The 25,244-nt window shown below is 64.7% G+C and carries 17 protein-coding genes; 2 read left to right on the top strand and 15 right to left on the bottom strand.

From position 1 onward, the window contains the following. Positions 1-260: 260 nt before the first annotated feature. The 7 genes from G503_RS0107150 to G503_RS0107120 all read right to left on the bottom strand — a co-directional run bounded on the left by G503_RS0107150 (position 261) and on the right by G503_RS0107120 (position 10,685). Positions 261-1,691 (bottom strand): helix-turn-helix domain-containing protein, encoded by a 1,431-nt coding sequence (locus G503_RS0107150; RefSeq protein WP_156891960.1) that lies wholly within the window; start codon positions 1,689-1,691, stop codon positions 261-263. A 155-nt stretch (positions 1,692-1,846) separates the two neighbouring features. Then, positions 1,847-3,469 carry an FAD-binding protein gene (locus G503_RS0107145; protein WP_169628151.1) on the bottom strand — a complete coding sequence of 541 codons (1,623 nt, stop codon included), beginning with the start codon at positions 3,467-3,469 and terminating at the stop codon, positions 1,847-1,849. 255 nt (positions 3,470-3,724) lie between these two features. Next, positions 3,725-5,893, bottom strand: a complete 2,169-nt coding sequence (locus G503_RS14265) for a Tat pathway signal sequence (RefSeq protein WP_371821128.1) — start codon at positions 5,891-5,893, stop codon at positions 3,725-3,727. Positions 5,894-6,190: 297 nt separating this feature from the next. Next, complete coding sequence (locus G503_RS0107135; protein WP_028027040.1) at positions 6,191-6,604, bottom strand: type II toxin-antitoxin system VapC family toxin; 414 nt, start codon at positions 6,602-6,604, stop codon at positions 6,191-6,193. A gap of 9 nt (positions 6,605-6,613) precedes the next feature. Then, positions 6,614-6,850: a hypothetical protein gene (locus tag G503_RS14260; RefSeq protein WP_051191028.1), complete on the bottom strand. Its 237-nt coding sequence runs from the start codon at positions 6,848-6,850 to the stop codon at positions 6,614-6,616. A 195-nt stretch (positions 6,851-7,045) separates the two neighbouring features. After that, on the bottom strand, positions 7,046-7,234 hold the full coding sequence (locus G503_RS0107125) for a hypothetical protein (protein WP_028027039.1): 189 nt from the start codon (positions 7,232-7,234) through the stop codon (positions 7,046-7,048). After that, positions 7,218-10,685, bottom strand: a complete 3,468-nt coding sequence (locus G503_RS0107120) for a hypothetical protein (RefSeq protein WP_028027038.1) — start codon at positions 10,683-10,685, stop codon at positions 7,218-7,220. Before G503_RS0107120 ends, G503_RS0107125 begins: the two co-directional genes overlap by 17 nt. Positions 10,686-12,028: 1,343 nt before the next feature. Here G503_RS0107120 and G503_RS0107115 point away from each other — a divergent pair. Together G503_RS0107115 and G503_RS15640 are read left to right on the top strand one after the other, a co-directional pair. Continuing rightward, complete coding sequence (locus G503_RS0107115) at positions 12,029-13,288, top strand: RNA polymerase sigma factor (RefSeq protein WP_028027037.1); 1,260 nt, start codon at positions 12,029-12,031, stop codon at positions 13,286-13,288. Between the two features lie 277 nt (positions 13,289-13,565). Next, positions 13,566-14,549 carry an Rpn family recombination-promoting nuclease/putative transposase gene (locus G503_RS15640; protein ID WP_028027036.1) on the top strand — a complete coding sequence of 328 codons (984 nt, stop codon included), beginning with the start codon at positions 13,566-13,568 and terminating at the stop codon, positions 14,547-14,549. A 116-nt stretch (positions 14,550-14,665) separates the two neighbouring features. On the opposite strand, the gene hisS is transcribed toward G503_RS15640, so the two are convergent. The 8 genes from hisS to G503_RS0107070 form a co-directional block, all read right to left on the bottom strand. Beyond that, positions 14,666-15,982 (bottom strand): histidine--tRNA ligase, encoded by a 1,317-nt coding sequence (gene hisS, locus G503_RS0107105; RefSeq protein ID WP_028027035.1) that lies wholly within the window; start codon positions 15,980-15,982, stop codon positions 14,666-14,668. A 118-nt stretch (positions 15,983-16,100) separates the two neighbouring features. Beyond that, positions 16,101-16,478: a NifB/NifX family molybdenum-iron cluster-binding protein gene (locus G503_RS0107100; RefSeq protein WP_035022248.1), complete on the bottom strand. Its 378-nt coding sequence runs from the start codon at positions 16,476-16,478 to the stop codon at positions 16,101-16,103. A 155-nt stretch (positions 16,479-16,633) separates the two neighbouring features. Further along, positions 16,634-18,148, bottom strand: a complete 1,515-nt coding sequence (locus tag G503_RS0107095; protein WP_028027033.1) for an FAD-dependent oxidoreductase — start codon at positions 18,146-18,148, stop codon at positions 16,634-16,636. A gap of 162 nt (positions 18,149-18,310) precedes the next feature. Further along, positions 18,311-19,765, bottom strand: coding sequence for a helix-turn-helix transcriptional regulator (locus G503_RS0107090; RefSeq protein ID WP_028027032.1), 1,455 nt, complete (start codon positions 19,763-19,765; stop codon positions 18,311-18,313). Between the two features lie 183 nt (positions 19,766-19,948). Further along, the gene (gene leuB, locus G503_RS0107085; protein WP_028027031.1) at positions 19,949-21,055 is read right to left on the bottom strand and encodes a 3-isopropylmalate dehydrogenase; all 1,107 of its coding nucleotides are present in this window, start codon (positions 21,053-21,055) and stop codon (positions 19,949-19,951) included. A 328-nt stretch (positions 21,056-21,383) separates the two neighbouring features. Then, positions 21,384-21,878, bottom strand: a complete 495-nt coding sequence (locus G503_RS0107080) for a 3-isopropylmalate dehydratase small subunit (protein ID WP_028027030.1) — start codon at positions 21,876-21,878, stop codon at positions 21,384-21,386. Positions 21,879-21,892: 14 nt separating this feature from the next. Continuing rightward, the gene (gene leuC / locus G503_RS0107075; protein ID WP_028027029.1) at positions 21,893-23,179 is read right to left on the bottom strand and encodes a 3-isopropylmalate dehydratase large subunit; all 1,287 of its coding nucleotides are present in this window, start codon (positions 23,177-23,179) and stop codon (positions 21,893-21,895) included. A 176-nt stretch (positions 23,180-23,355) separates the two neighbouring features. Continuing rightward, positions 23,356-25,092: an FAD-dependent oxidoreductase gene (locus G503_RS0107070; RefSeq protein WP_028027028.1), complete on the bottom strand. Its 1,737-nt coding sequence runs from the start codon at positions 25,090-25,092 to the stop codon at positions 23,356-23,358. Between the last annotated feature and the right edge of the window lie 152 nt (positions 25,093-25,244).

Genomic DNA, 25,244 nt, shown 5'->3' with positions numbered 1-25,244 from the left:
GATTAAACCGGCCTTGCGCGAACCCCTAGGGGCGTGCGGGCGCGGTGCCTGCTGTCTTAAGTAGCGGAACTGTTCTGTTCGTTGCGCCGCCCGATTTGGGCAGCCTGTTCAGTATAGGGCGACTGCTCGCCTCGTCAAGGGGCATTTCCCCGCTCTCCAGAAAATGTTCGCGAGCGGCTGCCCAAAGAGCAGCAGCCGCCCTCGCGGGCGGGCTCAAGGCCACCCCTACACGCCCCTACGGTCATCCAGCCTTCCGCGCCCTACCCCTGCACGCCCAGTAGGTCGAAGAGCTCCTTACGGGAATTGATGCCCATCTTCTCGTAGATATGCCGCGTATGGGCCTTGAAGGTGCCCTCGGCGATAAACAGCTCCTGGCAAATCACGCGCCCGGTCTTCCCCTCGGCCAAAAGCGTCAGCACCTCTTCCTCGCGGGGGCTCAGCCGGTAGGTGCGCGCCACTTCCTCCACGCGTACGCGGGCATGCTCCTCCTCGGCCGTGCGCTGCACCAGGCCGCCCTCCTCAAGCAGCCCCACGCCCCACTTGCTGGCCAGCTCCTTCTCGGAGAACAGCAGTACCGTGGCCCCCAGAATCACCACGCTCACCACCACGGTGACCACCATATCCTGGGTGGCCGTCGGCAGCCCCACTAGGGCCAGCACGCCCGTAGCCTCGCCGCCGATCACTTGGAACAGCTGCTCGGCATTCTTGAAGGCGATGAAGGCCACGATGGCCACGCCCGTGCGCTTTGAGATGTCGTACAGCAGAAACATCACGAGGAACGACATGAGCGAGTAGCCGATGGAAATGAGGTAGCTGGAAGCCGCCGGACCGAAGACGCTCTCGGCGGGAATAAGCAGAAAGCCGCAGACCATGAGCACCAGCGGCGAGCGGTACAAAAGCCCGATATTGAAGCGCCGCGACGCGAAGTAGGCTGTCAGGAACAGCACCGCCATCAGGATGGCGGTGGACACCGACGAGTGCCGTCCCGCGCCCGCCACCAGCTGATTCGCCCGCATGCCGTAGGCGAAGGCGTACAGGCCGTACAGCGCGAACAGCTTCCACGGATACGAGAACTTCGGCACGCCGCGCTTGGGGCGGTCGACTTCGGGCACGCGCTCGTAGGCCGTGCGCAGGTACAGCATCGCCAGCACCGGCAGTCCCACCAGCATAACTTGGAATTGGGGCGCCGTGAGGCCCTGACAGAAGAAGGTGATCACCGCGCCCAACAGCATAGCCCCCGACAGGAACAAGAAGATGCGCAGGAGGCTGAACGTGCACAGCACTTCCGCCGCCAGTAGCAGAAACAGCCCGTAGCCCACACCGGCCGCCAGCGACCCGCCGACAATCAGCGAGAACGTCGCCTCGGGAAACCATGGGGCCGCCACGCAGGCCGCCGATGCCAGCAGCATGCCCGCGGCGGCCCCGGCGCGCACCAGCCGATGTTCGTTCAGCGGGATGAAGCGGCGAAAGCATAGCAGCAGCAGAATGCCGATGGCGATGTAGCCCGCATCGAACGTGAGGTGGGGGTTAAAGCTCCAGGGCACCGTCATCGCCGCTGTCGCAGCTGCGGACTGTGTGCCCGTGAACGTCAGCGTCGCCCAAGCCCGAGCGCACCCGTAGGCCACGATATAGCGGCGACCGCCACGCAGCAGCGCGCGCCGTTCCTCCCTTTGCCCAATTACCTCGCTCAATGAGACCCCTTTCCTCCCACAGGGATTATAGCAGCAAATCCGCAGATGGCAGCCGCAAACAGAAAAGCCAGCGACCGCGAAGATCGCCGGCTTTCCAGAGGAGGGGAGCCTGCGGGAGCAGGGGGAGGGAGTCGACCCCGCAGGCAGCGAATAACTTAGAGACCCGCCACGTAGCGACCGGTCGCGAAACCGGTGGTGATGGCGCGACCCACCGACAGGCCCTCGATATCCATCGGGTAGTTGCTGTTGCCGAAGAAGGGGCCAGAGGCGTTACCGACGGCGAACAGACCCTCGATCGGCTTCATGTCGACGTCGAGGCACTGGAAGTGATGGTCGCACCACAGGCCGTCCACCAGAGCGTCGATGTTGTTGGCGCCGCGGGGCACCGCGTAGCAGGGGGCCTCGATGGGCACCATGTACTCGTCGCGCTTGCCGAAGTCGGCATCGCCCTCTCCGGCAGTCACCAGCTCGTTGTAGCGGTTGATGGACTCCACGATGGCCTCCACGGTGTAGTCGTGGGCCCATTCCTGCTCGTCAGCGTAGGCGATCATGTTGGCCGCCAGCTCTTCCAGGGTCTCGCCCTTGATCCACGCCTCGGGATCAACGTTGCGGTAGGCGTTGTGGATGGAGATGTCGGAGAACGACTCCCACGCGTCGTAGTGCTCCTGCCAGTTCGTCGGCACGATGGAGAAGAACTTGGCGGCCGTGGAATCCTCGAAGTCCACCTCGGCCAGGTACTTGTTGGTGTACTCGTTCAGGTAGCCCATGCGGCAGCAGCCCTCGTCCATGAAGCGCTTGCCGTGACGGTCGAGGAACAGGTACGGCATCTCGAAGCGCACCTTCGGGCCCTCGCCGTGCACCATCTTGGTGTGGGAGGCGGGGCACATCTGAGCGCCGGCCCACATGGCGGCCTTCAGGCCCGTGCCGTTGCGGAAGTCCACGGCCTGGTGCAGGCCCTTGGCATCGGGGGTGTAGTAGTACAGCATCTCGGTGTCGCCCACATAGTCGCCAGCGGCCATGATGACGCCCTTGGCGGCCTTCAGCAGCACGTGCTCGCCGTTCTTGTTCTCGCCGATGGCGCCGGCCACGCGGCCATCCTCCACATACAGCTGCACGCAGGGGGTCTCGAAGAAGATCTCGGCGCCCTCTTCCTGCACGGCATCGCCGATCACGAGCGCGCCCTTCTGGTGGCCCTCGTCATGGAAGTAGGTGTTGGCATGGAAGAACACGTCGTGGCCGTTGCAGTTCACCACGTAATCGTAGGGCTGAGACTCGCTGCCGCCCTTGGCCGCGGCCTCGGCCCACCAAGCCAGAGCCTCCTGGGAGGTGCGGGCCCAAGTCTCCACCTGGCCGGCGTTGGAACGGTAGTCGCTCTTGTAGCTGATAAAGGACACGCAGGCCTTGATAGCGGCCTCGCTCGTCTTGGCCAGGTCGATGGAAGCGGCCATGTTGCCGGCGGTCTGCACGATAGACAGGCTCTGCAGCACGCCCACGGAAGCACCGGCCTCCAGGGCGGCATGGGTGGCGGACAAGCCCGACTCGCCCGCGCCCACCACGACGACGTCGTACTCGTGGGTCTCGGCGAACTCGGTGATCTCAGCCGGCTTCTGCAGGAAGCTCGGGCCCACATAGGTGGAGCCGTCAGCGGCGGCGCCGGTCTCGGCCATCTTCTGCTGCGGCGCGCAGCCTGCAAGTGCCGAGGCACCGGCCACGCCCAGGGCGGCCATACCGCCGAACTTGAACAGGTCGCGACGAGATACGTTCATTGCATTTCCCATGATGGATTCCCTTCCCTCTTGAGATTGACTCCGCACGCCCTTTATTCGTGCGGATGCAGCATCATGCTGCCCCGTCTGATGCAGCTCCCTCGCTGCACGACGCACTATGAACGCTCTGTCGAAAACGCACATCGACCAAGGAGAAAAAAGAAGTTTAAACCCTTAAACCCCTCTATAAACCCTGGGTTTGATCAGGGAAAATAAAAAGCGGGCGAGATTGCTCTCGCCCGCTTCCCTCTCGGAGAATCGAAAAGGTTACGCGACGTCCTTCGTGTCGTCGCCTGCCGCCACATCGGCCGGGGTCTGGGCAGCGCCGTTCTGCTGCACCACATCGTCCTGCGGCTCACCCGAGGCGTTCTCGTCGCCCGCGGCCGCGTTATCGCTCGCCGCCGGCTTCTCGACCGCTGCGCCGTCACCGGCGTCTGCGGTCGACGCGTCACCGCCGAGGATCTCATAGGCCGGCGTCACGTTGGAGCCGGCCGACTCCACATAGGTGAAGTTGATCACGTCACCCACCTTGTATCCCACGATGTCGAGCAGGCCCGGCAGCGCGAAGTCGAAGATGTTGCCGTTCTCGTCTTCCAGAGTCACATAGAAGTGGGTGTTGCCCTCGATGACCGCCTGGTTCATCGAGCGAATGGTTCCCTTTACCGTCTTCACGTCAGTCGCGCCACTCGCGTCCTCGGCCACCACGCCGTTGGTGGCCAGCAGTGCCTCGTAGGCTTTCTGGGTGTCGGCCACCGTATCGCCCACGGCCACGTTCTGGTAGCGCTGGATGTCGATCATGGCGAACTTCTTCACCAAACCCGCGCCGTCCTTCAGAGCCATGAAGTAGGTGGGCTGATTGCTCACGTTGATGAGCAGCGGGAAGGTGGAGGTGTAGCGCAAATTCTGCACCTGGCCCTCGGCCGACTGCATGGCCGAGTCCTCGGTGGCACCGGCCACGCTGTAGAAGTGCGACTCCTGGGTGCGCTGGTTCACCAGCACAAAACCGATGATGGAGTTATCGGCCGTAGCCGAGGTCACGCCGGTGTACACCCACACATCGTCGTCCTTGGCGATGTAGTTGTAGCCCAGGGTGCCGTCGGTACCCGGAGTCGTGCGCACCACGCCCTCCTGGCCGAGGAACGAGTTGAACCAGCCGTTGTTGTACATGCCCCACCAGTTGTACTGCTTGATCAGCAGGTCGGCCGGGAACACGCGGTCGACCCACTCGGGGCAGTCGGCCACGGCCAGATCCTGGGTCTCGCCGGTGGTGGCATCGCACAGCACCACGCGGCTGATGGTCTCGCCACCGAACAGGCCGATGGTGAAGTCCTTCACAGGGCAGATCCACCAGGGGTGGCCGTCCTCGTCAATCTCGAAGGACTTCTCGCCGAACATATAGAAGGGGTAGCTCAGCTGCACATGACGGTCGATGTTGCGCACGAGCGGCTCGCTCTGGGAGTAATGGATGGGGCTGTCGTCCAGACGCACGATCTCGGCATCCTGAGTGGTCATGTTCACCAGGGCGTAGGCCGGGATGCCCGCCTCGCGGTTGGTGAACCACTTGAACAGATCGGCGTAGCCCAGCGGGCTCACGCGCACCGGAGTGCCCTGGTAGTTGATCTGGGAATACAGGTTCGACACCTCGAACTGGCTCACATACTCAGGGATGGAGCCCATCTCGCGATTGCCCAGCAGGATGGCCGAGTCGCGATCGATAACGGGAATCTCGTTGTAGTTCACTTCCTTGATGTCCTGGGCGAACTCCAGCGTATCGGTCTTCAGCACGTTGGAATACTTCTCGGCGTTGCCCGGGAAGATGGCCATGGACATGACGGCACCAATGGCCACCAGGGCCACCACGGCCACGGGAATGAATGACAGCAAACGGAAGGTCTTGGCCTTGCCCTCGTTCTTCGTCACTTCCTTCGTGCCGGTCTTGTACTGCTTGGAGCGCGTCCACAGCACCAGGAAGACGGGCAGCAGAATCACGATGAACACAAAGCCCCAGAAGTCGGTGGAATGGATGTTGATGGCCGGATGGAACCACCAATAGGCACCCGCTACCACGAGCAGGGCCACTAGAATGAAAATCACGAGCCACTTCTTAGAGGGCAGGTGGAAGTCGTTCGCCAGAAAGTCGAAGCTCACCGGGCCGTCGCCGTCGCCGCCGGCCGCGTCCTTGCCGCCCTTGCCGCCGCCGTTGCCGCCGAAACCGCCAAAGCCCCCGAACGGGAAGCCGCCGAAACCGCCCACGCCGCCGCGCGAGCCCGAAGCGCCATTGCCGGCCGAACCAGCGCCAGCACCGGCATTGCCCGCGCCCGTACCCGACGCCCCAGCGCCGGCGCTCGGGCCCGAACCCATGTCGTCGGTGTTCATGCCCGACTGGCGCAAGGCCTCCAGCAGGGCGTCCAAACCAGATTGTGCCACTAATCTCATCCTCTCTCGGTCGCGCACGCAACAACGGCTTCCCCGCTGCGCCGCAATCGACCTCGCATCTCACCTCGGAGCCTGCTGCCCCGTCAAAGGTTTCGCCACACTATACCCGAACCGTCCCCGTCAACCCACACCCCGTAAAATACCCGAAAGAAAACCGCAAGCATAAAGATCGCCCCAGCCCCAGTCCTCCGAGTTCCAGCCGCCCCGCCGGGGGCGGGCTTCGGGCCGCCCTCACTGTTAGTCACTCACCCCCCCCAACATAAGGAAATCGGGAAAGGGAGCTTGGCGTACGGGGCCCTATGGCTTCCACTCCACCTGGGCCCAAGATTCCAGGGTAAGGCCCTTGACGCGGCTGAACTCTCTTACATTATTTGTCACCAATGTCGCGCCATTCGCCAAAGCAGTGGCAGCTATGAGCAAATCATTTGGTCCTATCATGCTCCCACGACGCTTGAGGTCCGCTCTTAATTTTGCGTAGAATCCCGCACAGCGCGAATCAAAAGGCACAATGCTCAACGGTGCCAGGAGACTCTCGACGCAATATCGGCCTTCTTCAGGGTTATCGCTGTTCTCAGCGCCATACCGCAACTCAGCTTCCACGATAGCCGGGATACCAAACAACTCGGGCGACGTTTTTCTCATCAACTCCTGAGCCACGGGAAGACGGCCTCTCATTATCTCGATACAAATGTCCGAATCAAGAAGGTACATAGCCGCTCCTTACTCGAATAGAACAATCTCATCGAGCGGCACGCTCACTTCTGCTGGGGCTACGAACGTCGGGTCGGCAAGGCATCCGTACACCTGATCCCAATAGCCTTCGGGCCAACGGCGACCCTCCTTGCTTTCTTGAATCAACCCCGTCACGAACTTCGACATAGATGTTTGGGCCCGAGCTGACTGCTCGCGCAACAATTCCATCGTCGGCTCATCCAGGTAAAGTGACAGCTGCGGCATTGCGCACCTCCTTATACTTGTATAACAAGTATATCTCCCCTATACTTGAAATGCAAGTATAGGGGAGTCACGAAATGTGCTGCTAGCTGAAAAGCCCTTCGTCCCGAGCTCATCCGCACAGTCAATCCTCGGGATGCGGGCGGGCTAAAGCCCGCCCCTACGGAGGGGGAGGGCGGGGCTGTCCGCGCCGCCTCCCTACCTTCGGGACCGCGCCTCGTCTTCATCCTGGCGGGCACAGCGGCTGCGGAGTATCCAGGCGCAGGTTCCTATCACGAGCAGGGTCGCTACGGCCCACAGCCAGTCCAGGGGGCAGAATCCCAGCACGGCCAGGCCTGCGGCGCCCAAGGCAAGCAGGGCGTACAGCATCTTATCGGACAGCTTCACGATAGAACTCCTCCCACTCGGCATCGCGGCGGCGACGCTCGGCGCGATGGGCGGCCTCCTGGCGCAAGCGCGCCAGCGTGTAAGCGGCCGACAACAGCATGATCAGCACGAACAGGATGTGCACCGGGCACGGCCCGAAGATGCCGCCGGTCTGGGGAAGCTGGTGAATGCGCGACGCCCAGCGACCGCGACCGTCGCCGTCGCCTCCGCCGCCCGAGCCCGCCTGGGTGCCCGAACCATCGCCCGCGCCGCCGCCATCCCCGGCGCCGCTCGAGCCATTGCCGCCCGAGGTGCCGCCCGTTACCGTGCCCTCGCGCACCAGATAGGTCAGCCGAATGGAGACGGTATCGCCCGCCGAGTCGGTGATCACCTGATCGGCCCGCCAGTCGCCCGGCCGCGACCGGTCGATAGCCGTCACCGCCTTGCCCGCGCTATCGTAGAGCTGCGGCGCTCCTCGGGTCAGTTTGCCATCGGGCAGGCCCGAAGCCGCCCCGTAGCGCGCTTCCATGAACGAGGCCATGGCCGCGGGCGTCATGGGATCGTCCTCGGTGGGCACCGTCACCTCGTCGTTGATGACCGCATGAGTTAACCCCGTCTCCGGATCCACCGTCACCGAGCTGGGCGGCAGCGGATCGCGCCCGCTCGAGCCATTGTCCTCGCCCGGGCCACCATTCCCTCCCGGCTTGCCCGGCGTCACCGTGGGCGGCTTGGCCACCACCAGGTAGCGCAGATTCACCTTCACGGTGTTGCCGTTCACGTCGCGCACCTTGTAGTTGATGCGCCACGCGCTGGGATACGACAGGTCGATGGAGCGCACGGGGCCGCCCGAGCCGTCGGCCATGGCAAGCGACACCTCCGACACCGTGCCCGCGACCTCGGGCGTGAACGTGTAGCGGCGGTTCACCAGGCTGCGCGCGTCGGCCAGGGTCAGCTCGGCCCCGCGCTTCACGGGCACGCGCATCTCGTCGGCCACCTCCGCATGCTGGGTGCCATCGGCCGCCACCGTGGGCGGATGCGTGGGATCCAGCGGATGCGGCTGCGGATTCAGCGGATCGCCGGGAATCAGATCGGTCACCTCGTCCGGATCGGGCGTCGCCATCACGCCCGGTACCCGCGAGCTGATCAGCTGGTACGCCAATCGTACCGTAGTGGTGTTGCCGGTCCCGTCCCGCACGACATAGGTGATGCGGTAGTGAGCCTGCCGAGACAGATCGATAGCCGAGATAAGGTCGCCTGCCGCGTTGGTCATCGACTGCACCGTCACCGTCACATCGCCGCCGTCCACGCCACTCGGCAGGAAATGACGGCGCAGCAGGGCCTGGGCGCCCACCTTGTCCATCACGCCGTGCGTGACCGCCTCGGTCACCGAGCAGTCCACCGACGTCGACTGGGTGCCATCCGCGCCCTCTGTCACCGGCTCGCTCGGTTGCAAGGGGTCGCCGGGCTCCTTATCCCCCGTGGGGTCGGAGGGATCCACCGGCTCGAGCGGCCGTATCGGCGGGCACTGGTCGCGGAACACCTCGTAGGTCAGGTGCACCGTGGTGGTATTGCCCGCGGCATCGGCCCGCGTGTAGTCGATATGGTAGGTTCCCTCGCGCGACAGGTCTATGGCGTCCACCGCGCTGCCGTCGGCCGAAGCCAGGGTCAGCGAGCGCTCCGCCGTCGTCCCGCCATCGGTAGCGGCGAAGGTGTAGCGGCCCTCCATCAGCGCGCGCACGGCATCCAGGGAGAGGCTCGCGCCGGCTTGGGCGAGCACGCGCACCTTGTCGTACAGCACGGCATGGTGCGTGCCGTCGGGGTGGATGTGGGGCGGCTCGGGCGGCTCCAGCGGCTTCGGATCCGGGTCGGTCGTGGTGGGCGGCGGCTTCACCTCGGGGGACTTCCACCTCATCAGATGGTACGTCAGGTTCACTGTGGTGGTGTTGCCCTGGGCATCGGAGGCTACGTAGGTGATGAGGTAGTTAGCGGGCTGGGAGAGGTCGATGGACGACACCGCTGTACCCGTCGCATCCTGCAGCGACCGCACCGTCAGCGTAGCCGCCGCGCCGTCCAGCGCCGCCACGTCATAGTGGCGCTGCAACAGCGCGAGGGCCCCGTCGCGGTCCATCGTGCCCGATCTCACCGCTTCGGAAGCCTCGCAGTCAACGGTTACGTGCTGGGTACCGTCGGGGTCCTCCGTCACCGGCCCCGAGGGGGACAGCGGGTCGCCCGGCACCTTGGGGCTGTCGGGGTCGGCCGGGTCGCTCGGCTGCAGCGGGCGCACCGCGGGGCAGTTGTCCCGGATGGTGGAATAATGCAGCAGGATGGTGGTGGTGTTGCCCTGGGCGTCGGTGATCACGCGCTTGACGAGGCACTCGCCGGGCACCTTGGTGTCGAAGGAGGCGATCGGGTTGCCGTCGGCGTCCAGCAGCGTGTCCACCTTAGTGGTGGGCGCCGCCGTGGAGGACGCCGCGTAGCGGTAGTCCATCAGGGCCGTCGCCTCGGCCGGCTCCAAAAGGCCCCCGAAGGGAGGCGCCGCCGGGTCGATCATCTCGGAGACCGACTCCTCGATGAGCGCGTGCCTGAGGCCCTCGCCGTCCTCCTTGACGGTCGGGCCGGGCACGGGGTCGGAGCCCGGGCCCAGGGGCGGCCCCACGGGCGGCGCGTAGCCGGGGTCGCCCGGGCCGGCCAGGCTGCCCGAGGGCCGCTCCACGCTCGGCGGCTCGGTGGAGGACACCTTCAGCGGCGCCGACAGGTTGCCCGCCGCGTCCTCGGCCACGTACCAGCCGTTGGCGATGCCGGCCACCGTCTGCGTCGCCGCGCCGGCCCCGTCGGCCAGGGGGAACTCCCGCGGCGCGGCGCGCCCCGAGCCCACCGAGCCGTCGGCGCCCGTGCGGTGCAGCCTCCACACCCCCGAGGTCGCCTTGGAGGGATCCGACGGCCGATCGTCGGCCGTGAGCGCCCCCAGCGCCGGGTCCAGCGACAGCCGCGGGGCGGAGGTGTCGATCTTGATGGTGTCGTCGCGCCTGCTGGACACGTCGCCCGTTTCCGAGTTGGCGGCGCTGATCTGCACCCCGTAGCCGTCGGTGTCGTCGGCGCGCGTCCACGTCTGGCGGTCGGCCAGCGACACGGCCGCGTCGCCGTTGGCGGGCGCCAGGGTCAGCGAGTCGAAGTCGCCGCCGAAGAACTGCACGGCCACCGGCGTGGTGTTCCACCCGTTCGCGTTGGGCTGCGGGAGGCGCGTGTAGTGGTAGTCGGAGCCGGGGACGCCCCACGACGAGGGGTCGTCGGGGTCGGCGCCGTCGGGCAGCGGCCGCAGCGACTGCTCGGCCACCAGCTCCACCGTGGCGTACTTGCGCCCCTGGAAGGCGTCCTCGATCAGCTCTTGGGAGAGCGTGACCGCGCCGCCCGTCGCCCCCGTGATGGTGGCCCAGTACGAGACGGTCGTGGGAGCAGAATCCACAAGCGTCACAGGCACGCCATTCGCACCCGTAACCGTATTCGGTCCAGAGGTCGTAGCAACCGTCGTCCCGTTCACCTGTAGCGGATGAGCCGCGTCCGCAAACGGCGCAAGACCCTGAGTGGGATGATCAGCCGTATTGGCCAGCTTCACATGCATAGGGTATTGTTGGCTATTCGGAGAAGGGTAGGCGTTCTTCACCACACAGTGCACCCTCACCTTCTCGCCAGGAAGCACGATGTCACCCTTGCCGATCTTGACACCATTCTCTCGAAACAAATCCACACTCTCGATGACAGGCTCCAACCGAGGAAGTGCCATGGACTGAAAGACCATTGTACTAGTCAAATTGGATGGTGGGTTTGCCACTGTTGTCGACCCATTGCTCCACCAAATGGTTTCCTGGATGAAGAGGTACGGCGAGGATCCTAGCTTATTGGGAACTTGATAGGTGAACGTTTTTCCCGCCGCCGAAAAGGTAACTCGTCGAGACGATGCCGTATACGAGAGAACCGCATTATAGGTATCAAGCGAATCCACGGTCTGCGGGCCCTGAATGACGCCTGTGACAACACCCCCACTCATGCTTGAAATCTTGGCGCTGGCGCTCTTGCCCCCTCCCCGAGCCCAATCTCTTACCACAATGCCTGCAAATCCCTCGGTTCTCGCAGGGTCTGATACAGAAGAGAGACCTATCTGAAAGTTTGCCGTAGTTGCATTAGAACCCGCACCCGCGTTCGACAGAGCGGGCTCGGCAAGATTCGCATGCACATTAACCGTCCAGTCATGCAAAAGCGAAACTGGCCTTTTGCTGATAAAAACGCTGCTACTCATCCAGCGATTATCTCGATACTCATAATCCCAGTAGTTCTGAGTGGACGCGCCCCGCAACGTGTTTCCGCTGATCGAGCCAGGCCGACCGCCCCGGTGCCCGATCGTGAAGAAGTCCCCGTAGTTCGTCGTCCCCGCCAAGGCCTCAGCCTCTTCCACGACAGGAGATGCGGGCACGATGGGCAGCAGGCCCGCTGCCAGCACCACCGCCAGAAGCGCGCTCAGCAATTTCCCCGCAAAGAGCACCCTCTCCCCGCTGCGTTCGCGGCGAGAGGTGGCGTTCAGCGATTTTCCCTGGATACGTGGGCGTTCTCCTTCTCGCTCCATGGGAGCATCCTCCTTCACACATGACGCCGGCGCTCTCATCGCCCGCATCAAGAGACAGTCATCCATATGAGATGTCCGCCCTTCGCAAGAAGCTAGTCAGCTTTTCTGTTGCAGCTTCGTTCTTTTCACACGTCCTTCACAGATGGTCTTCGGGTAAGATGCGACGTTGGCACTCACGGGAAGCGAGCACAACCGCCATGACCAAGTGGAATTCCTATACGCAGCTGGCCACTTTGGTGGCCCGCGCCCAAGGCGGCGATCGTGCGGCCTTCGAGACGTTGTACCAGATCACCGCCCAGGCGCAGTACTTCGCTATCCTCGCGAAGACCAACCCCGAGATTGCCCCCGACTTGCTGCAAGAAGTGTATTGCATCGCATGGAAGAACATCGCCACCGTGACGCCGCGCCTGTTCATCGGCTATTTGAACGGCGTGACGCGCAACGTGTGCTTGCGCTATTACGAGCGCAAGGGCCGCGCGTCGGATGTGCCGGCCTCCCCCGACGAGCTGGAGGCCGTCGAGCGCGAGCGCGCCGACGGCAGCGAGGGCGGCGAGCATACCGCCAACCCGGCCGCCACCATCGCCGACCGCGACGAGCACCGCCGCCTGGCCCGGGCCCTGCGCGACGAGTTGGACGATGGCGAGCGCGAGGTGGTGCTCATGCGCTTCTACCAGGAGATGAGCCTGGAGGCCATTGCCGAGAACCAGGAGGTGTCGGTCAGCACCGTGCAGCGCACCATCAAGCGAGCCCTGGCGAAGTTACGCCAGGTCATGGTGGTGCTGCCCGCGGGTCCGGCCCTGGCACCGGCGCTGCAGCGGGCCGTGGAGCGCACGGCGGCTCCGGGCGCGCTGCCGCGTCGGGGCAACCGAGAGCGCACGGGGGCCGATCGCCTGGTGCAGGCCGTGGCGGCTGCGGCCGTGCTCGGCGTGGTGGGCAGCTTAGGCTTCGTCGCAGCAGAGCACCTGAAGGCACCGGAGCCGCAGATCATCTACGAGGAAGAAGTGCCTGCTGCCGAGCCTTCTGCTGCGGCGGCCGATACCGTCGCGGACACGGAGCCGCCCCAACTCGTGGAGATGCGCACCGATCGGGGTACCACCTTGCTGCGCTTCACCGATGCCTCGGGTGTGGCCGACGCAGTGCTGGCCTGCGACGATGGCACCGAGTACCGCGCCGAAACTGTAGCGGAGGCGCACGGTGATGCGGTTGCCGGGGTGACTGGCGAGGAGGGTGGCGTGGCCGACGGCGAGAGCGGCGCGGCCGATGCGCCCGATGGCGGCGTCGGGGCTGGTGAGGAGCGTAGCGATGGAACCGAAAGGACTGTCACCGAGTTCCGTTTCCTCGTGCCCAGCGGTACGTACCACCTCACTGCAACCGATTACCGAGGGAATAGAACCACTGGCCTTATCACCATAGATTTTCCATCATCCATCCCCGAACCCTACGTAGCCACCAAATAAAAGCAGCCCTTCACAGGGCGGAGCTTTCGATCCCTCCAAGCCTTCCGTAGGGGACCATCCCGTAGGGGCGGGCTGAAGCCCGCCCCTACGGAGACCCCCTGCGACCCCCGAGCGACTCTTCTCCGATATCTGTACGACTCCCCGACGATCTCCATGCGACAGTTATCCGATTCCTGTACGGTTCCCAGCCGATTCTTCTCCGACACGTCCCGAGACACTTCTGCGGTTCCGGTTTAGTACGCTTGCCCCATCGTCGTCACCGCTGAGAGGATCGCCCATGAACCGCCCGCGCATAGCCTTCACGAACCGCTGGATGTTCGGCCGCGTCATGCTCGATGAATCTGTCTGCAAGGACGTTATTCGCTGCGTGCTGGGCATTGAAGCCGAGCGCATCGAGTACCTTAACGCCGAGCAGGTATTAGAGCCCGCTATCGACAGCCGCGGCGTGCGCATGGATGTGTATGCCCGCGAGGCAAACCGCGTCTACGACATCGAGATACAAGCCGGCGCTGAGCCCCTGATCGGGCAGCGCTTTCGCTACTACCAGTCCGCCTTGGACACCACCGCCCTCGCCCCCGGGAAAGACTACGACGAGCTGCCCGAGAGCTTCATCATATTCATGTGCGCCTACGACCCCTTCGACCGCGGCATCCCCCTCTACACCTTGGAGCGGCACTGTCGCGAAGCACCCGATCTGACCGTAGACTGCAACGCCCACTGGATCGCCCTGAACGCCCGCGCCTGGGACGCATTGCCCGATGGAGCCCTCCGTGATCTGTTACACTACACGCAAAATGGCAGCGTCGGCAGCGATCCGCTTGTGCGGCGTATCGACAGAATCGTGACCGAGGCCAACGACGATCGGAAGTGGGTGAGCAAGGTGTTTTATTGCGTGAGCACCATCGAGGAAAACGATGCCCGTCGCGCCCGCATCCTGGAACGCCTCGCCCTGAAAAAGGGTCTCGAAGAAGGGCGGACGCGGGGATTGGAAGAGGGTCGGACCCAGGGCCTTGAGGAAGGCCGAGCGCAAGGCCGAGAAGAGGGCCGTGCCGAGGGTCGAGCGGAAGGTCGAGAGGAGGGTCGAGCGGAAGGTCGAGAGGAGGGTCGAGCGGAAGGCCATGCCGAGGGCGTCGCCGCAGCCGAAGCTCGCTACGGAGCCCTCGTCGATCGCCTGCTAGCCGAAAGGCGTCTCGACGATCTACACGCCATAACCTCCGATGACGGCCGCCGCGCCGAGCTGCTCGCTGAATTTGGACTGTAGCGACTCAGCCCAAAGCAAGCCCCGTCCTTCCGCCAAGCAAAGGCAGAGGCCCTCCACTCGGGAGAGCCCCTGCCCAGTGAGAAACCAAGCTTCCCGCCGCGCCCGTTCCGCGCCTGCTACAGAATCGCGCGGCCCAACTCGCCGACGACCTCGTCAAGGCGCACCTTGGCTTCCGTGTGAGTGCCCATGTCGCGCAGCGTCGCAACACCCTCGGCCAGCTCGTCGGGGCCGAGGACGGCCACGCGCGCCGCACCCAACTTGTCAGCCAGCTTGAACTGGCTCTTCAGGCTGCGCTTCTGGTGGTCCATTTCGCAGATGAAGCCCGCATCGCGGCATTCCTGCACCAGGGCGAAGGCACGGGCGCGCACCAAGTCGTCCACGCAGGCCACGAACAGGTCGCAGCGCTGCGCCCGGGGAAACTCGTGACCGGCCGCCTCCAAGGCCAGCACACAGCGCTCGAAGCCCAGGGCGAAGCCCAGGCCCGGAGTGGGACGGCCGCCCACTTCCTCGGCCAACTTGTCGTAGCGCCCACCACCGCCGATGGCGTTCTGGGCCCCCATGCCGTCGTCCACCTGCACCTCAAACACCGTGCGCGTATAATAGTCCAGACCGCGCACAAGCTTGTAGTCCTCCTCATAGACCACACCCGCACCGTCGAGCAGCGCCTTCACGGCCTCGTAGTGCTCGCGGCAATCGTCGCACAAATGGTCGCTGATCTTCGGAGCCCCGGCCATCACTGCAGCGCAGGCCTGGTTCTTGCAATCGAAGGCGCGCAGCGGGTTCACCTCGGCGCGGGCCATGCACGTCCCGCACAGCTCGCCGGCGCGCTCGTCCATGTAAGCCTTCACCCGATCGCGGTAGGCCGGCCGGCACTGCTCGCAACCCATGGAGTTCAGCAGCAGCCGTATGGCATCGCGCGGTATGCCCACTTTCTCGTAGAAGCGCATGAGCATGATAATAGCCTCGGCGTCGATCGTGGGCTCTTCGGCTCCCAGGCATTCCACACCGATCTGGGTGAACTGGCGATAGCGTCCCTTCTGCGGGCGCTCAGCGCGAAACATCGGGCCGGCGTACATCAGCTTCGCCGGCGCTGCCCCCTGGGGCACCAGGTCGTGCTGCACCACCGCGCGCACGGTGCCAGCCGTGCCCTCGGGGCGCAGCGACAGGCGGCTTTTGGCATCGGGCGCCTCGCCCTCTTCCACCCAGCGACGCAGATTCTCGCCGGAAATAGCCGTGAACATTTCCTTGGACACCACGTCGGTGGCCTCGCCGATACCGCGCACGAACAGCTCGGTCTGCTCGATCAGGGGTGTCTCGATGGGCAGGTAACCGTAGACACCGAACACATCGGTCGCCGTCTGCCTGAACTGATTCCAGAACAACGCCTGATCGGGCAGAAGATCGCGCGTTCCCTTAGGTGCGTTAATGGCCATGGTCCATCCTTCGTGATGAGCGGGCACCCGGGCGCCCGCGTACGTAAAGCTTCGGGTATTGTAACGCAGAAAGGGCGGCCCGTGGACCGCCCTCGTCATTGAGCTGCCGTCGCACAGCCTAGTGGTGATGCTGGCAGGCCTGATCGGCGCCCATCACCGGTGCCTCGCCGGCGGCCACGGCCCGAACGGCATCACCCACCTGCGGGTGCACGTTGTCGAAGTACACAGTGATGCCCGCCTGCTGGAAGCCCGTCAGCGGGCGCATGCCCATGCCGGCCGCCACGATGGCGTCCACACCAGCATCGGCCAGAAGCCCCACCGGGCGCAGGCAGCCGCCCTCCTCGTGGGGCGGGTTGTCCACCGCAGCCACTTCCCCGATCTCGCCGTCGGTAATCGTCGCCACCGTGAAGCAATCGCAGTGCCCGAAATGTCCCGCGCGCTGGGCATCCAGCCCCGCAGCTCCCATGGTGGGCACCGCCAGTTTCATCGTCGCCATACTCGTCCTTTCGCTCGCTCTCTCAGTGATACCGCCCCATTTAACCGCAAACAAGGATAATGCGCAACCGCAACCTCTTCCCAGTAAAAAGCGGCCGCCCCGCGAACGGGACGGCCGCCGTATCTCGCACGCCGCAGCGCGCGATGCGGGGAGGCTTACAGAGCAGCCAGGGTCTCGCCGGTGTAGTAGCCGGTCGCCATGCAGGCAGACACGCTTGCGAAGGACTGCAGCGCCACCGCGCCAGCAGCGTACAGGCCCGGAATCTCGGCGTCGTTCATGTCAAGCACCTGGTTGTTCGGGCCGCACATCACGCCACCGGAGGTCTTGTAGCGGCACACGTTCAGCTTCAGCGCATGGTAGGGCGGCTGCAGCGACTCCAGCCAGGCCTTCTTGCCGAAGTCGGTGTCCTCGCCGCCGCCGGCCACGAGCTCGTCGTAGCGAGCAAAGGTGGCCTTCAGGGTCTCCACCGGCACGTCCATGCCCACGGCCAGATCCTCCAAGGTGTCGGCCTTCACGTACACGTCCTCGTGGCTCTTGATGTTGCCCTCGACCGAATGCGCGATGGCGCGGGCCTCGAAGGCGCGCTGGTCGAAGATGGACCACCACTGGCGATAGCCGGCGTCCACGGCGGCCTGGGCCGCGTCGTGGGACTGGGCCTCCTCGATGAAGCGCTTGCCGTTGGGCAGCACCAGCACGATGGGCGTCCAATAGCCCCAGGTGGTGCAGTTCGGAATGTCGCCCATCAGGTTGCAGCGCTCGAAAGAGGAATCCATACCGAACATCTGGGCACCGGCCGCGGCGGCCAGCTTGTGGCCCTCGCCGATGCAGCCGTGCACCAGCTGGGCGTGGTTGGCCCAAGCGGGCAGGTGCTCCATCACCATCTCGCCGTTATCGGCAAAACCGCCGGTGGCCAGCACCGTGGAGGTGGCCTTGATATCGGTTACCTTACCGGAGGTGGTATCCTCGAAGCGGCAGCCGATCACAGCGCCCTCGGTATCCTTGATCAGAGCCGTGGCGCGCAGACCGCAGCGGATGTCGGTGCCCAGCTCCTTCAACTTGGCCGCAATGGGCTGCAGGATGTTCGGGCCGCCGGAACCGATGCCGTCGGCCGGCAGGATCACGGAGCCGAACAGACGGGGCAGCTCCTCTTCCGTGCAGGGCTCCTGATACTTCGCGCCGAAGTCGTTGATGGCGGAATCCACGAAACGGGTGTTGGCGTAGGTCTTGCCCTTCACCCACTCGCCGAACCACTCGTACTGGTCCCAGCCGGCGGACAGCTTCTCGGCGCTGGCCTCCCAGTACTTGTCGATGGTCATGGGGTTGCCGGCCTTCTGCTGCAGCTCGGTGCCGTTGGCGAACATGAAACAGCAGGACGTGGCGGAGTCGCCGCCGATCTGAGCCTGCTTCTCGGCGATGATGATCTTCTTGCCCGCCAGCGCCGGAGCCATGGCAGCGCCCAGACCCGCGTAACCGGAGCCGATGATGAGAATGTCGGCTTCCTCGGTGAAGTTCACCGGAGAATAGCCCACCAGCGTTGCCTCGCCGGTCTCGGCAAGCGCCTTGTCGTCGGCGCCACCCGCCGGACTGCAGCCCACGAGTGCCGCGCCGGCGCCGGCCACGATGCACGAGGCACCGCCGATCTTCAGAAAATCACGACGTGAAATCGTCATACGAAATCCCTCCCTTTCTAAGGATTCGTGTGCGATCGCCGTGCCCTACCCGCCCCTCCCCTTGAGCAAGCGAGCGCCGCGCCCCAGGCCCGGCCGCACGAAGCGATCAGTGCAACGCGAAGTCTAGTAAAGTGAGGAAATGAGCGCTCCCCTAAAAATTGGTTATTTTTGAAACAAGTCGATGACCTGCTGTTTTCGATTTACACCGAGCTTGGCATACAAACTTTTGATGTAGCCCTGAGCCGTTGAGGTAGAAATGCACAGGCCCGCGGCGATGCTTGCGGCGGTGTTGCCCTGGGCCAATCCCACTAGTACATCGCGCTCGCGAGGCGACAAATTGTGCACCCGCGTCAGCTCGTCCACCCGATCGGCTACCGACTCCTCAAACGTGGCGGGCGTCTTCTCCACCACCACTTCCACAACTTCCACCACGGGCTTCTGGCGCGAGTTGCGATAGCCCCACAGCAGCACCACCACGCCCAGGGCGTACACGCAGACCACGCACACGATGGACAGATGCACAAACGTGCCGCCCTCGGTAAGGTTGCCGAACCACCAGCCCAGGGCCAGGCCGACCATCAGGCACAGGCGCATGGCCGCCGACAACAGCGCACCCACACCATAGATGCAGTCGCCGGCGCGGCGGCATGCCCGCACCACACAGAACATGGACAGGGTGGCCGTGAACGTATAGGCCGTATAAATCACCGTGCTCAGCGAGCGGCCCCAGACATCACCGAAATAAGGGAGGGCCAGGAAAATGGCCATGACGCCGGGAAACACCGCCAGGTACATGAACCGATTGTGGGGAATGCGCGCCGTCAACACCACGAAGGCCGTCAGCAGCACCGCGCAGATCAGCGAGCCTTCCAGAGGAGCCTGGGTGGAAATCGTGAACGAGGAATGACTCGCATAGGCGTACATGTTCACGAGCCCGGTAACCAGCTCGAAGAAGGCCACGGCCAATATGGGCGTTGAGCACTCGCGCAACGTGGCGCGCAGAGTAGCGAGCGACGTGGTCTCTACCGTGGGCTGCGGAACATCGAGCGCCGCGCGGCCCAAAGCCATGCCGGGAATAAGCGCCACCGAGACCGCCACGCACAGCAAGGCGCTCACCGTATCGGGCAGCAGGTTAAGCGCATAGGAGCCGATAGCGAACAAGAAAGCCGACGTGGCGAACTGCACGATAAGCACCACCGGCGAGTCGGTGCCCGTGAGCAGTTCCAAAGCCACCAGGCCCACCACGGTAATGGTCAATCCCCACAGCACGCCGAGAAACGACGAGGCGACCACTGCGTTGAGAATATCGTTGGGCACCAGGGCCACTACCAGGTAGATGACGGCCACCAGAACCAGGGAGCTGCGCGAGCCCAAACCGCAGGGTCGCAGGCGCCCGCTGGCATACAGCACGAACACGATGGCGCAGGAGATAAGGTTGCCCACGGCAGCACCCACCATGAACGGAATGTTCGACACATAGCCGAGCGGCTCGGCCCACAAGCCGAAGTTGGTTACGTAGCTGGAATAGGCCAACAGCCGATAGAACGCGTACAGCACCAGGGCTGCAAAGGCCGCTGGCGTGAACGCATGGCGCAAATCGTTCAATCGCTTCTTCATTGCCGCGGCACCCCTCCCTTTGATGGCCTCAGCAAAACTTGTTTACCATACCGCGCAGCCTGCCCAAAAGCAAGAAGAAGGCGCCTGCAGAGACGCCTTCCCCTTAAGTTACAGAACTCGACGAAGCCCGCTGCGCCCGCGAGCGCGGCGGCTGCACACCTACAGGCACACCTACAGGTATACCTACAGGCGCTCCACCACCAGGTCGCCCATGCGCTCGGTGCCGACCACGTGATCGGCCGGCGTCTCGGCGCCCTTGATGTCGCCGGTGCGCCAGCCCTCGTCGAGCACCTCAGTCACGGCGCGACGGATGTCGTCGGCCGCATCGGCCATGTCGAAGCTGTAGCGCAGCATCATCTCCACCGACAGGATCTGCGCGAGCGGGTTGGCGATGCCGCGGCCGGCGATGTCGGGGGCGCTGCCGTGGCTCGGCTCGTAGAGGGCCACGCCATCGCCCAGACTCGCGCTGGCCAGCATGCCGAGCGAGCCCGTGATCTGGGCCGCCTCGTCGGAGAGGATGTCGCCGAACATGTTCTCGGTCACCACCACATCGAAGTCAGCCGGGCGGTTGATAAGCTGCATGGCGGTGTTGTCCACCAGCAGGTCCTCCAGCTGAACGTCGGCGTAGGCCTCATCGTGCACGCAGTGCACGATCTCGCGCCACAGACGGCTCGTCTCCAGCACGTTGGCCTTATCGACGCTGGTCACCTTGCCCCGACGCTTGCGGGCGATCTCGAAGGCCTGGCGGGCGATGCGCTCGATCTCGTACTCGGAGTACTCCAGGGTGTCGTAGGCCCGCTGGCCCGGGGCGCCATCCACCCCGGCGGCCGGCTCATCGTAGAAGCGCTCGCGACGACCGAAGTACAGACCACCCGTCAGCTCGCGCACGATCATCATGTCCACGCCGTCCACGATTTCAGGGCGCAGGGTGGACGCATCGGCCAGGGCGTTGAAGATCTGCACGGGGCGCAGGTTCGTGTACAGCCCCAGCTCCTTGCGGATGCCGAGCAGGCCCTGCTCCGGACGCGGGGCATTCGGGTCGGTGGTGTCCCACTTCGGACCGCCCACCGCGGCCAGCAGCACCGCATCCGACGCACGGGCCGCGTCCAACGTGGCCGCCGGCAGAGGCTCGCCAGTCGCATCGATGGCCGCGCCGCCGATGAGCGCGTCGGCGTACTCGAAGGCCGTATCGTACTTCGCGCCCACGGCGTTCAGCACCTTCACGCCCTCGGCGATAATCTCCGGCCCGATACCGTCACCGGGCAGCAGGCAGATCTTATAGGTGTTCATCTCTTCCTTCCTCCGTGTTATAATGCAGGAAGCCAGCAAAGCCCGCCGTTGCTAAACGGGGAGCGGGCGGCGCAGGTCAATTGAATTGGTTAGGACCGGTTGCCGCCGGTCCTTTCCTTTTCTCCCTTCGTCATCCGTCGTTGCTTATATTCTCTCCAGACTTCGAGCAAAAGCCCGGCAACCGTGGCAAGGGCTGCGCCAGCCATTCAAGATTTCAAGGAATATATCCATAGGAAGCGCCTCCTCTCAGAAGCGCCACCCGCAAGCGGACTTTGCCGGCCTCCTTAGTATACCAGCTCTCATAGGCCAATAATACGAATAAATGTTCCTATTTCCCGAGCTTCTTCTGCCAGCGCGGCACCAGACCGCCGGCGTTGATGATCTCCATGAGGAACGGCGGGAAGGGCTGGGCCGTGAAGGTCGCGCCCGTAGTTTCGTCGACGATGACGCCGCTGTCGGCATCCACGCTCACCACGTCGCCGTTGCGGATGGCGTCCACCGCCTCGGGGCATTCCATGATGGCCAGCCCCGTGTTGATGGCGTTGCGGTAGAAGATGCGGGCGAAGCTCTTGGCGATGACCACGTCCACCCCGGCCGCCTTGATGGCGATAGGCGCGTGCTCCCGCGAGCTTCCGCAGCCGAAGTTCTCGTCGGCCACGATGATGTCGCCCGGCTGCACGTTGTTCACGAATTCCGTGTCCAGATCCTCCAGGCAGTGCTTGGCCAGCTCCGCCGGGTCGGAGGTGTTCAGGTAGCGGGCCGGGATGATGACATCGGTGTCGATGTCGCGGCCGTAGCGGTGCACGGTTCCCTTGAATTGCATGAGGCTTCCCTTCCCTATTCGGCCGCGCAGGCGACCGGCTCCAAGTCTTCCGGAAGGCCGATGTGGCCGAGCACGGCGCTGGCGGCGGCCACGGCCGGCGAGGAGAGGTACACCTCGCTCGTGGGGTCGCCCATGCGGCCGACGAAGTTGCGGTTGGTGGTGGCGATGGCGCGCTCGCCGGCGGCCAGAATGCCCATGTAGCCGCCCAGGCACGGCCCGCAGGTGGGGGTGGACACCGCGCAGTGGGCGTTGATGAAGATGTCCATGAGCCCCTCGGCGATGCACTGCTGGTACACCTGCTGGGTAGCCGGAATGACGATGCAGCGCACGTCCGGGTGCACCGTGCGACCGGCAAGCACCGCGGCGGCCTGGCGCATGTCGTCCAGACGGCCGTTGGTGCAACTGCCGATGACCGCCTGGTCGATCTTCACGTCGCGGGCCTCGGCCACCGGGCGCGTGTTGCTTGGCAGGTGCGGGAAGGCCACCGTCGGCACGATGTCGGCGGCGTCAATCTCGATGACCTGGGCGAACTCGGCGTCCTCGTCGGAGTAGTAGGCGGTGTAGGGGCGCTCGACGCGACCGTCCATGTAGGCGCGGGTCACGTCGTCCACGGGGATGAGGCCCGCCTTGCCGCCGGCCTCAATGGCCATGTTCGAAATGGAGAGGCGCTCGTCCATGGGCATGGTCGCAATGGCGCTGCCGGTGAACTCCATGGCCTTGTACAGGGCGCCGTCCACGCCGATCATGCCGATGATGTGCAGGATGACGTCCTTGCCGGTAACCCCCGCCGCCAGCTCGCCGTTAATGACGAACTTAATGGTCTCGGGCACCTTGAACCAGGCCTTGCCGCAGGCCATGCCCACGCCGGCATCGGTAGAGCCCACGCCCGTGGAGAAGGCGCCCAAGGCACCGTAGGTGCAGGTGTGGCTGTCGGCGCCGATGATGAGGTCGCCCGCGCCCACGACGCCCTGCTCGGGCAGAAGCGCGTGCTCCACGCCCATACAGCCCACCTCGTAGTAGTGGGAGATGCCCTGCTCGCGCACGAAGTCGCGCACGATCTTGGCCTGCTCGGCGCTCTTGATGTCCTTATTGGGCACGTAGTGGTCGGGCACGAGGATCACGCGATCGGCGTCGAAGACGCGGTCGGTAATCTCGCGCACGGTCTTGATGGCGATGGGGGCCGTGACGTCGTTGGCGAGCACCAGGTCGAGATCGCATTCGATCAACTGGCCGGGCACCACCTCGTCGAGCCCCGCATGGGCGGCGAGAATCTTCTCCGCCATGGTCATGGGACGAGTCAAGGGAAGCTCCTTTACGCAACGCAAACCTTACTGAAAACCGCATAATTGTAGCACCGCGTCAATTTCCAATCGGTTTCCCTGCGGCCATCTGCGAGAATTTCCACGTAAAGGAGTCGCCGGCGCCCGCAGGGAGGAACGGGCGCCGGCGATTTCGCAAAAAATGAGAGTTGTCTGGCTTACTTCTCAGCGAGCATCTTGCCGACCATGCGGCCGAAGGTGACGCACTTGCCGGCGTTCAGGCCCGCGGCCAGGTTCGGGTAGGTGCCGTTGTAGAAGCACCCGCCGTCGTTGCCCACGGCGTAGACGCCCTCGATCACCGTGCCGTCCTCGCGCAGGGGCTGCAAGTCGTCGGTTACCACCACGCCGTCGGTCGTGCACAGGGTAAAGCCGCAGGACTTCACCGAGGCGTAGAACGGGGGCGTGCGCAGCTCGGATAGGCGGAAGGGCTCCTTGCCGAAATCGGGGTCGATCTGGTTGTCGAAGTTCTCGTTCTGGCGCTCGCAGGTCTCCAAAAACGTCGCCTTGTCGTCGCCCGTGAAGCCGAGCGCGTCGGCGAGCGCGTCCAGGGTGTCGGCCTTCACGATGCGGCCGTCGGCCACGAACTGCTCCATCTCCGGCTCGATCCACTCGTCCAGCTGGCCGGGGAAGGCGTCGTGATCGGAACCGCCCTCGGGCTGCATGTAGATGGTGGAGCAGCCCACGGTGTGGAAGCGCGGCACGTCGTTCTTCCAGTTGCCGTCCCACACCTGGTGCCAGAAACGCTCGCCGGCCGGCTTGCGGGAGATGGCGCTCTGCACGAAGTCGTAGGGCGCGCTCTCGTTGTGGAAGCGGCGACCGTGGGCGTCCACGCGCAGGAAGGGCTGGGAGGCGTAGAAGTGGTAGCCGTACTCCTCGCCGCCGATCTCGTAGGGGGTGCCCACCTCCTGGTCGGCCGTCAGCAGGCAGCGGTTGAACGACACCGAGGAGGGGTTCTCGTCCATATAGGCGCCCTGGCGCAGCAGGGCCAAAATGCCGTCGCCGGTGCAGCTGGGGAAGGCGTCCATAGTGCCGTTGCAGGCGTAGCGGGTGGCATGGCGGTCGGCGAACATCTCCTGGTTGAAGGCGTAGCCGCCCGTGGCCACTACCACGCCCTTGGCGGCATTCACGCGGATCATGCCGTCCGGGCCCTCGGCATAGGCGCCCGTCACGCGGCCGTCCTCGGCGATGAGGTCCACCATGGGGGTGTTGAAGCGCACCTCGCAGCCGTCAAACGACGCGATGTAGGCATCCATGATCGCCGCCACATCGCCCTCGCGGGAGGGATACTCGCCGTTGGTGCCGTGACCCGTGGGGAAGTCCTTGTAGAAGGTGCCCTCGGGCATATTCCACTCCAGCTGCACCTCCATGCCGTTCTTGGCGAGCAGGTCGGTGTACCAGTCGATGGCCTCGCCGGAATTGAAGGCCCACTTCTTCAGAAGGCCCACCGATACCTGGCCGTTGGCGTAGCGGTCCATGTCGTTGACGATCTCCATGGGGTCAATGGCGGCCTTCTCGCCCTCGGCCTGCTGCAGGCGGCTGTTCACCGCGCCGAGCGCCGAGGAGCGCACGGAGTTGCCGTTGCCGGACTTCTCGATGAGCAGCGTCTTGGCGCCGTTCTCGGCGGCAGCGCACGCGGCGAAGTAGCCGGCGGTGCCCGCGCCGATCACGAGCACGTCGGCGTCGATGGTTTCCACGCAGTCGGCATCCGACACCGCTGGGGCGTCGACGAGCCATGCGGGCTTGCCCGAGGTGGACGCGAGGGCGTCATCGGCTGTACCAGCGCTGTCGGCGGGGGCCTTCGGCGAGCAGCCGGCCATCGCGCCCACGGCGGCCAGCGAGCCCAGGGCGGCTGCGCCAGTCAGAAACGAGCGACGAGAGAACGAAGTTTCGGTCATAGTGTTCCTCCTTCTTACTTCCCGCCCCAGCTGCCGCCGCGCCGCAACCGCGATCCGCGGCGCACCCAGAGCCGCGATCCGCAGCCCCAACCGGAACCGGCGCAGGCTCCGCAACCGGAACGGGAACCCTCCCTTGAGATTTCAAGGCGCCC

The sequence above is a fragment of the Adlercreutzia mucosicola DSM 19490 genome, assembly GCF_000422625.1.
Taxonomy (GTDB): Bacteria; Actinomycetota; Coriobacteriia; order Coriobacteriales; family Eggerthellaceae; genus Adlercreutzia; species Adlercreutzia mucosicola.
Note: the sequence above shows the minus strand (reverse complement) of the source record. Positions and strands in the feature narration are given on the sequence as shown.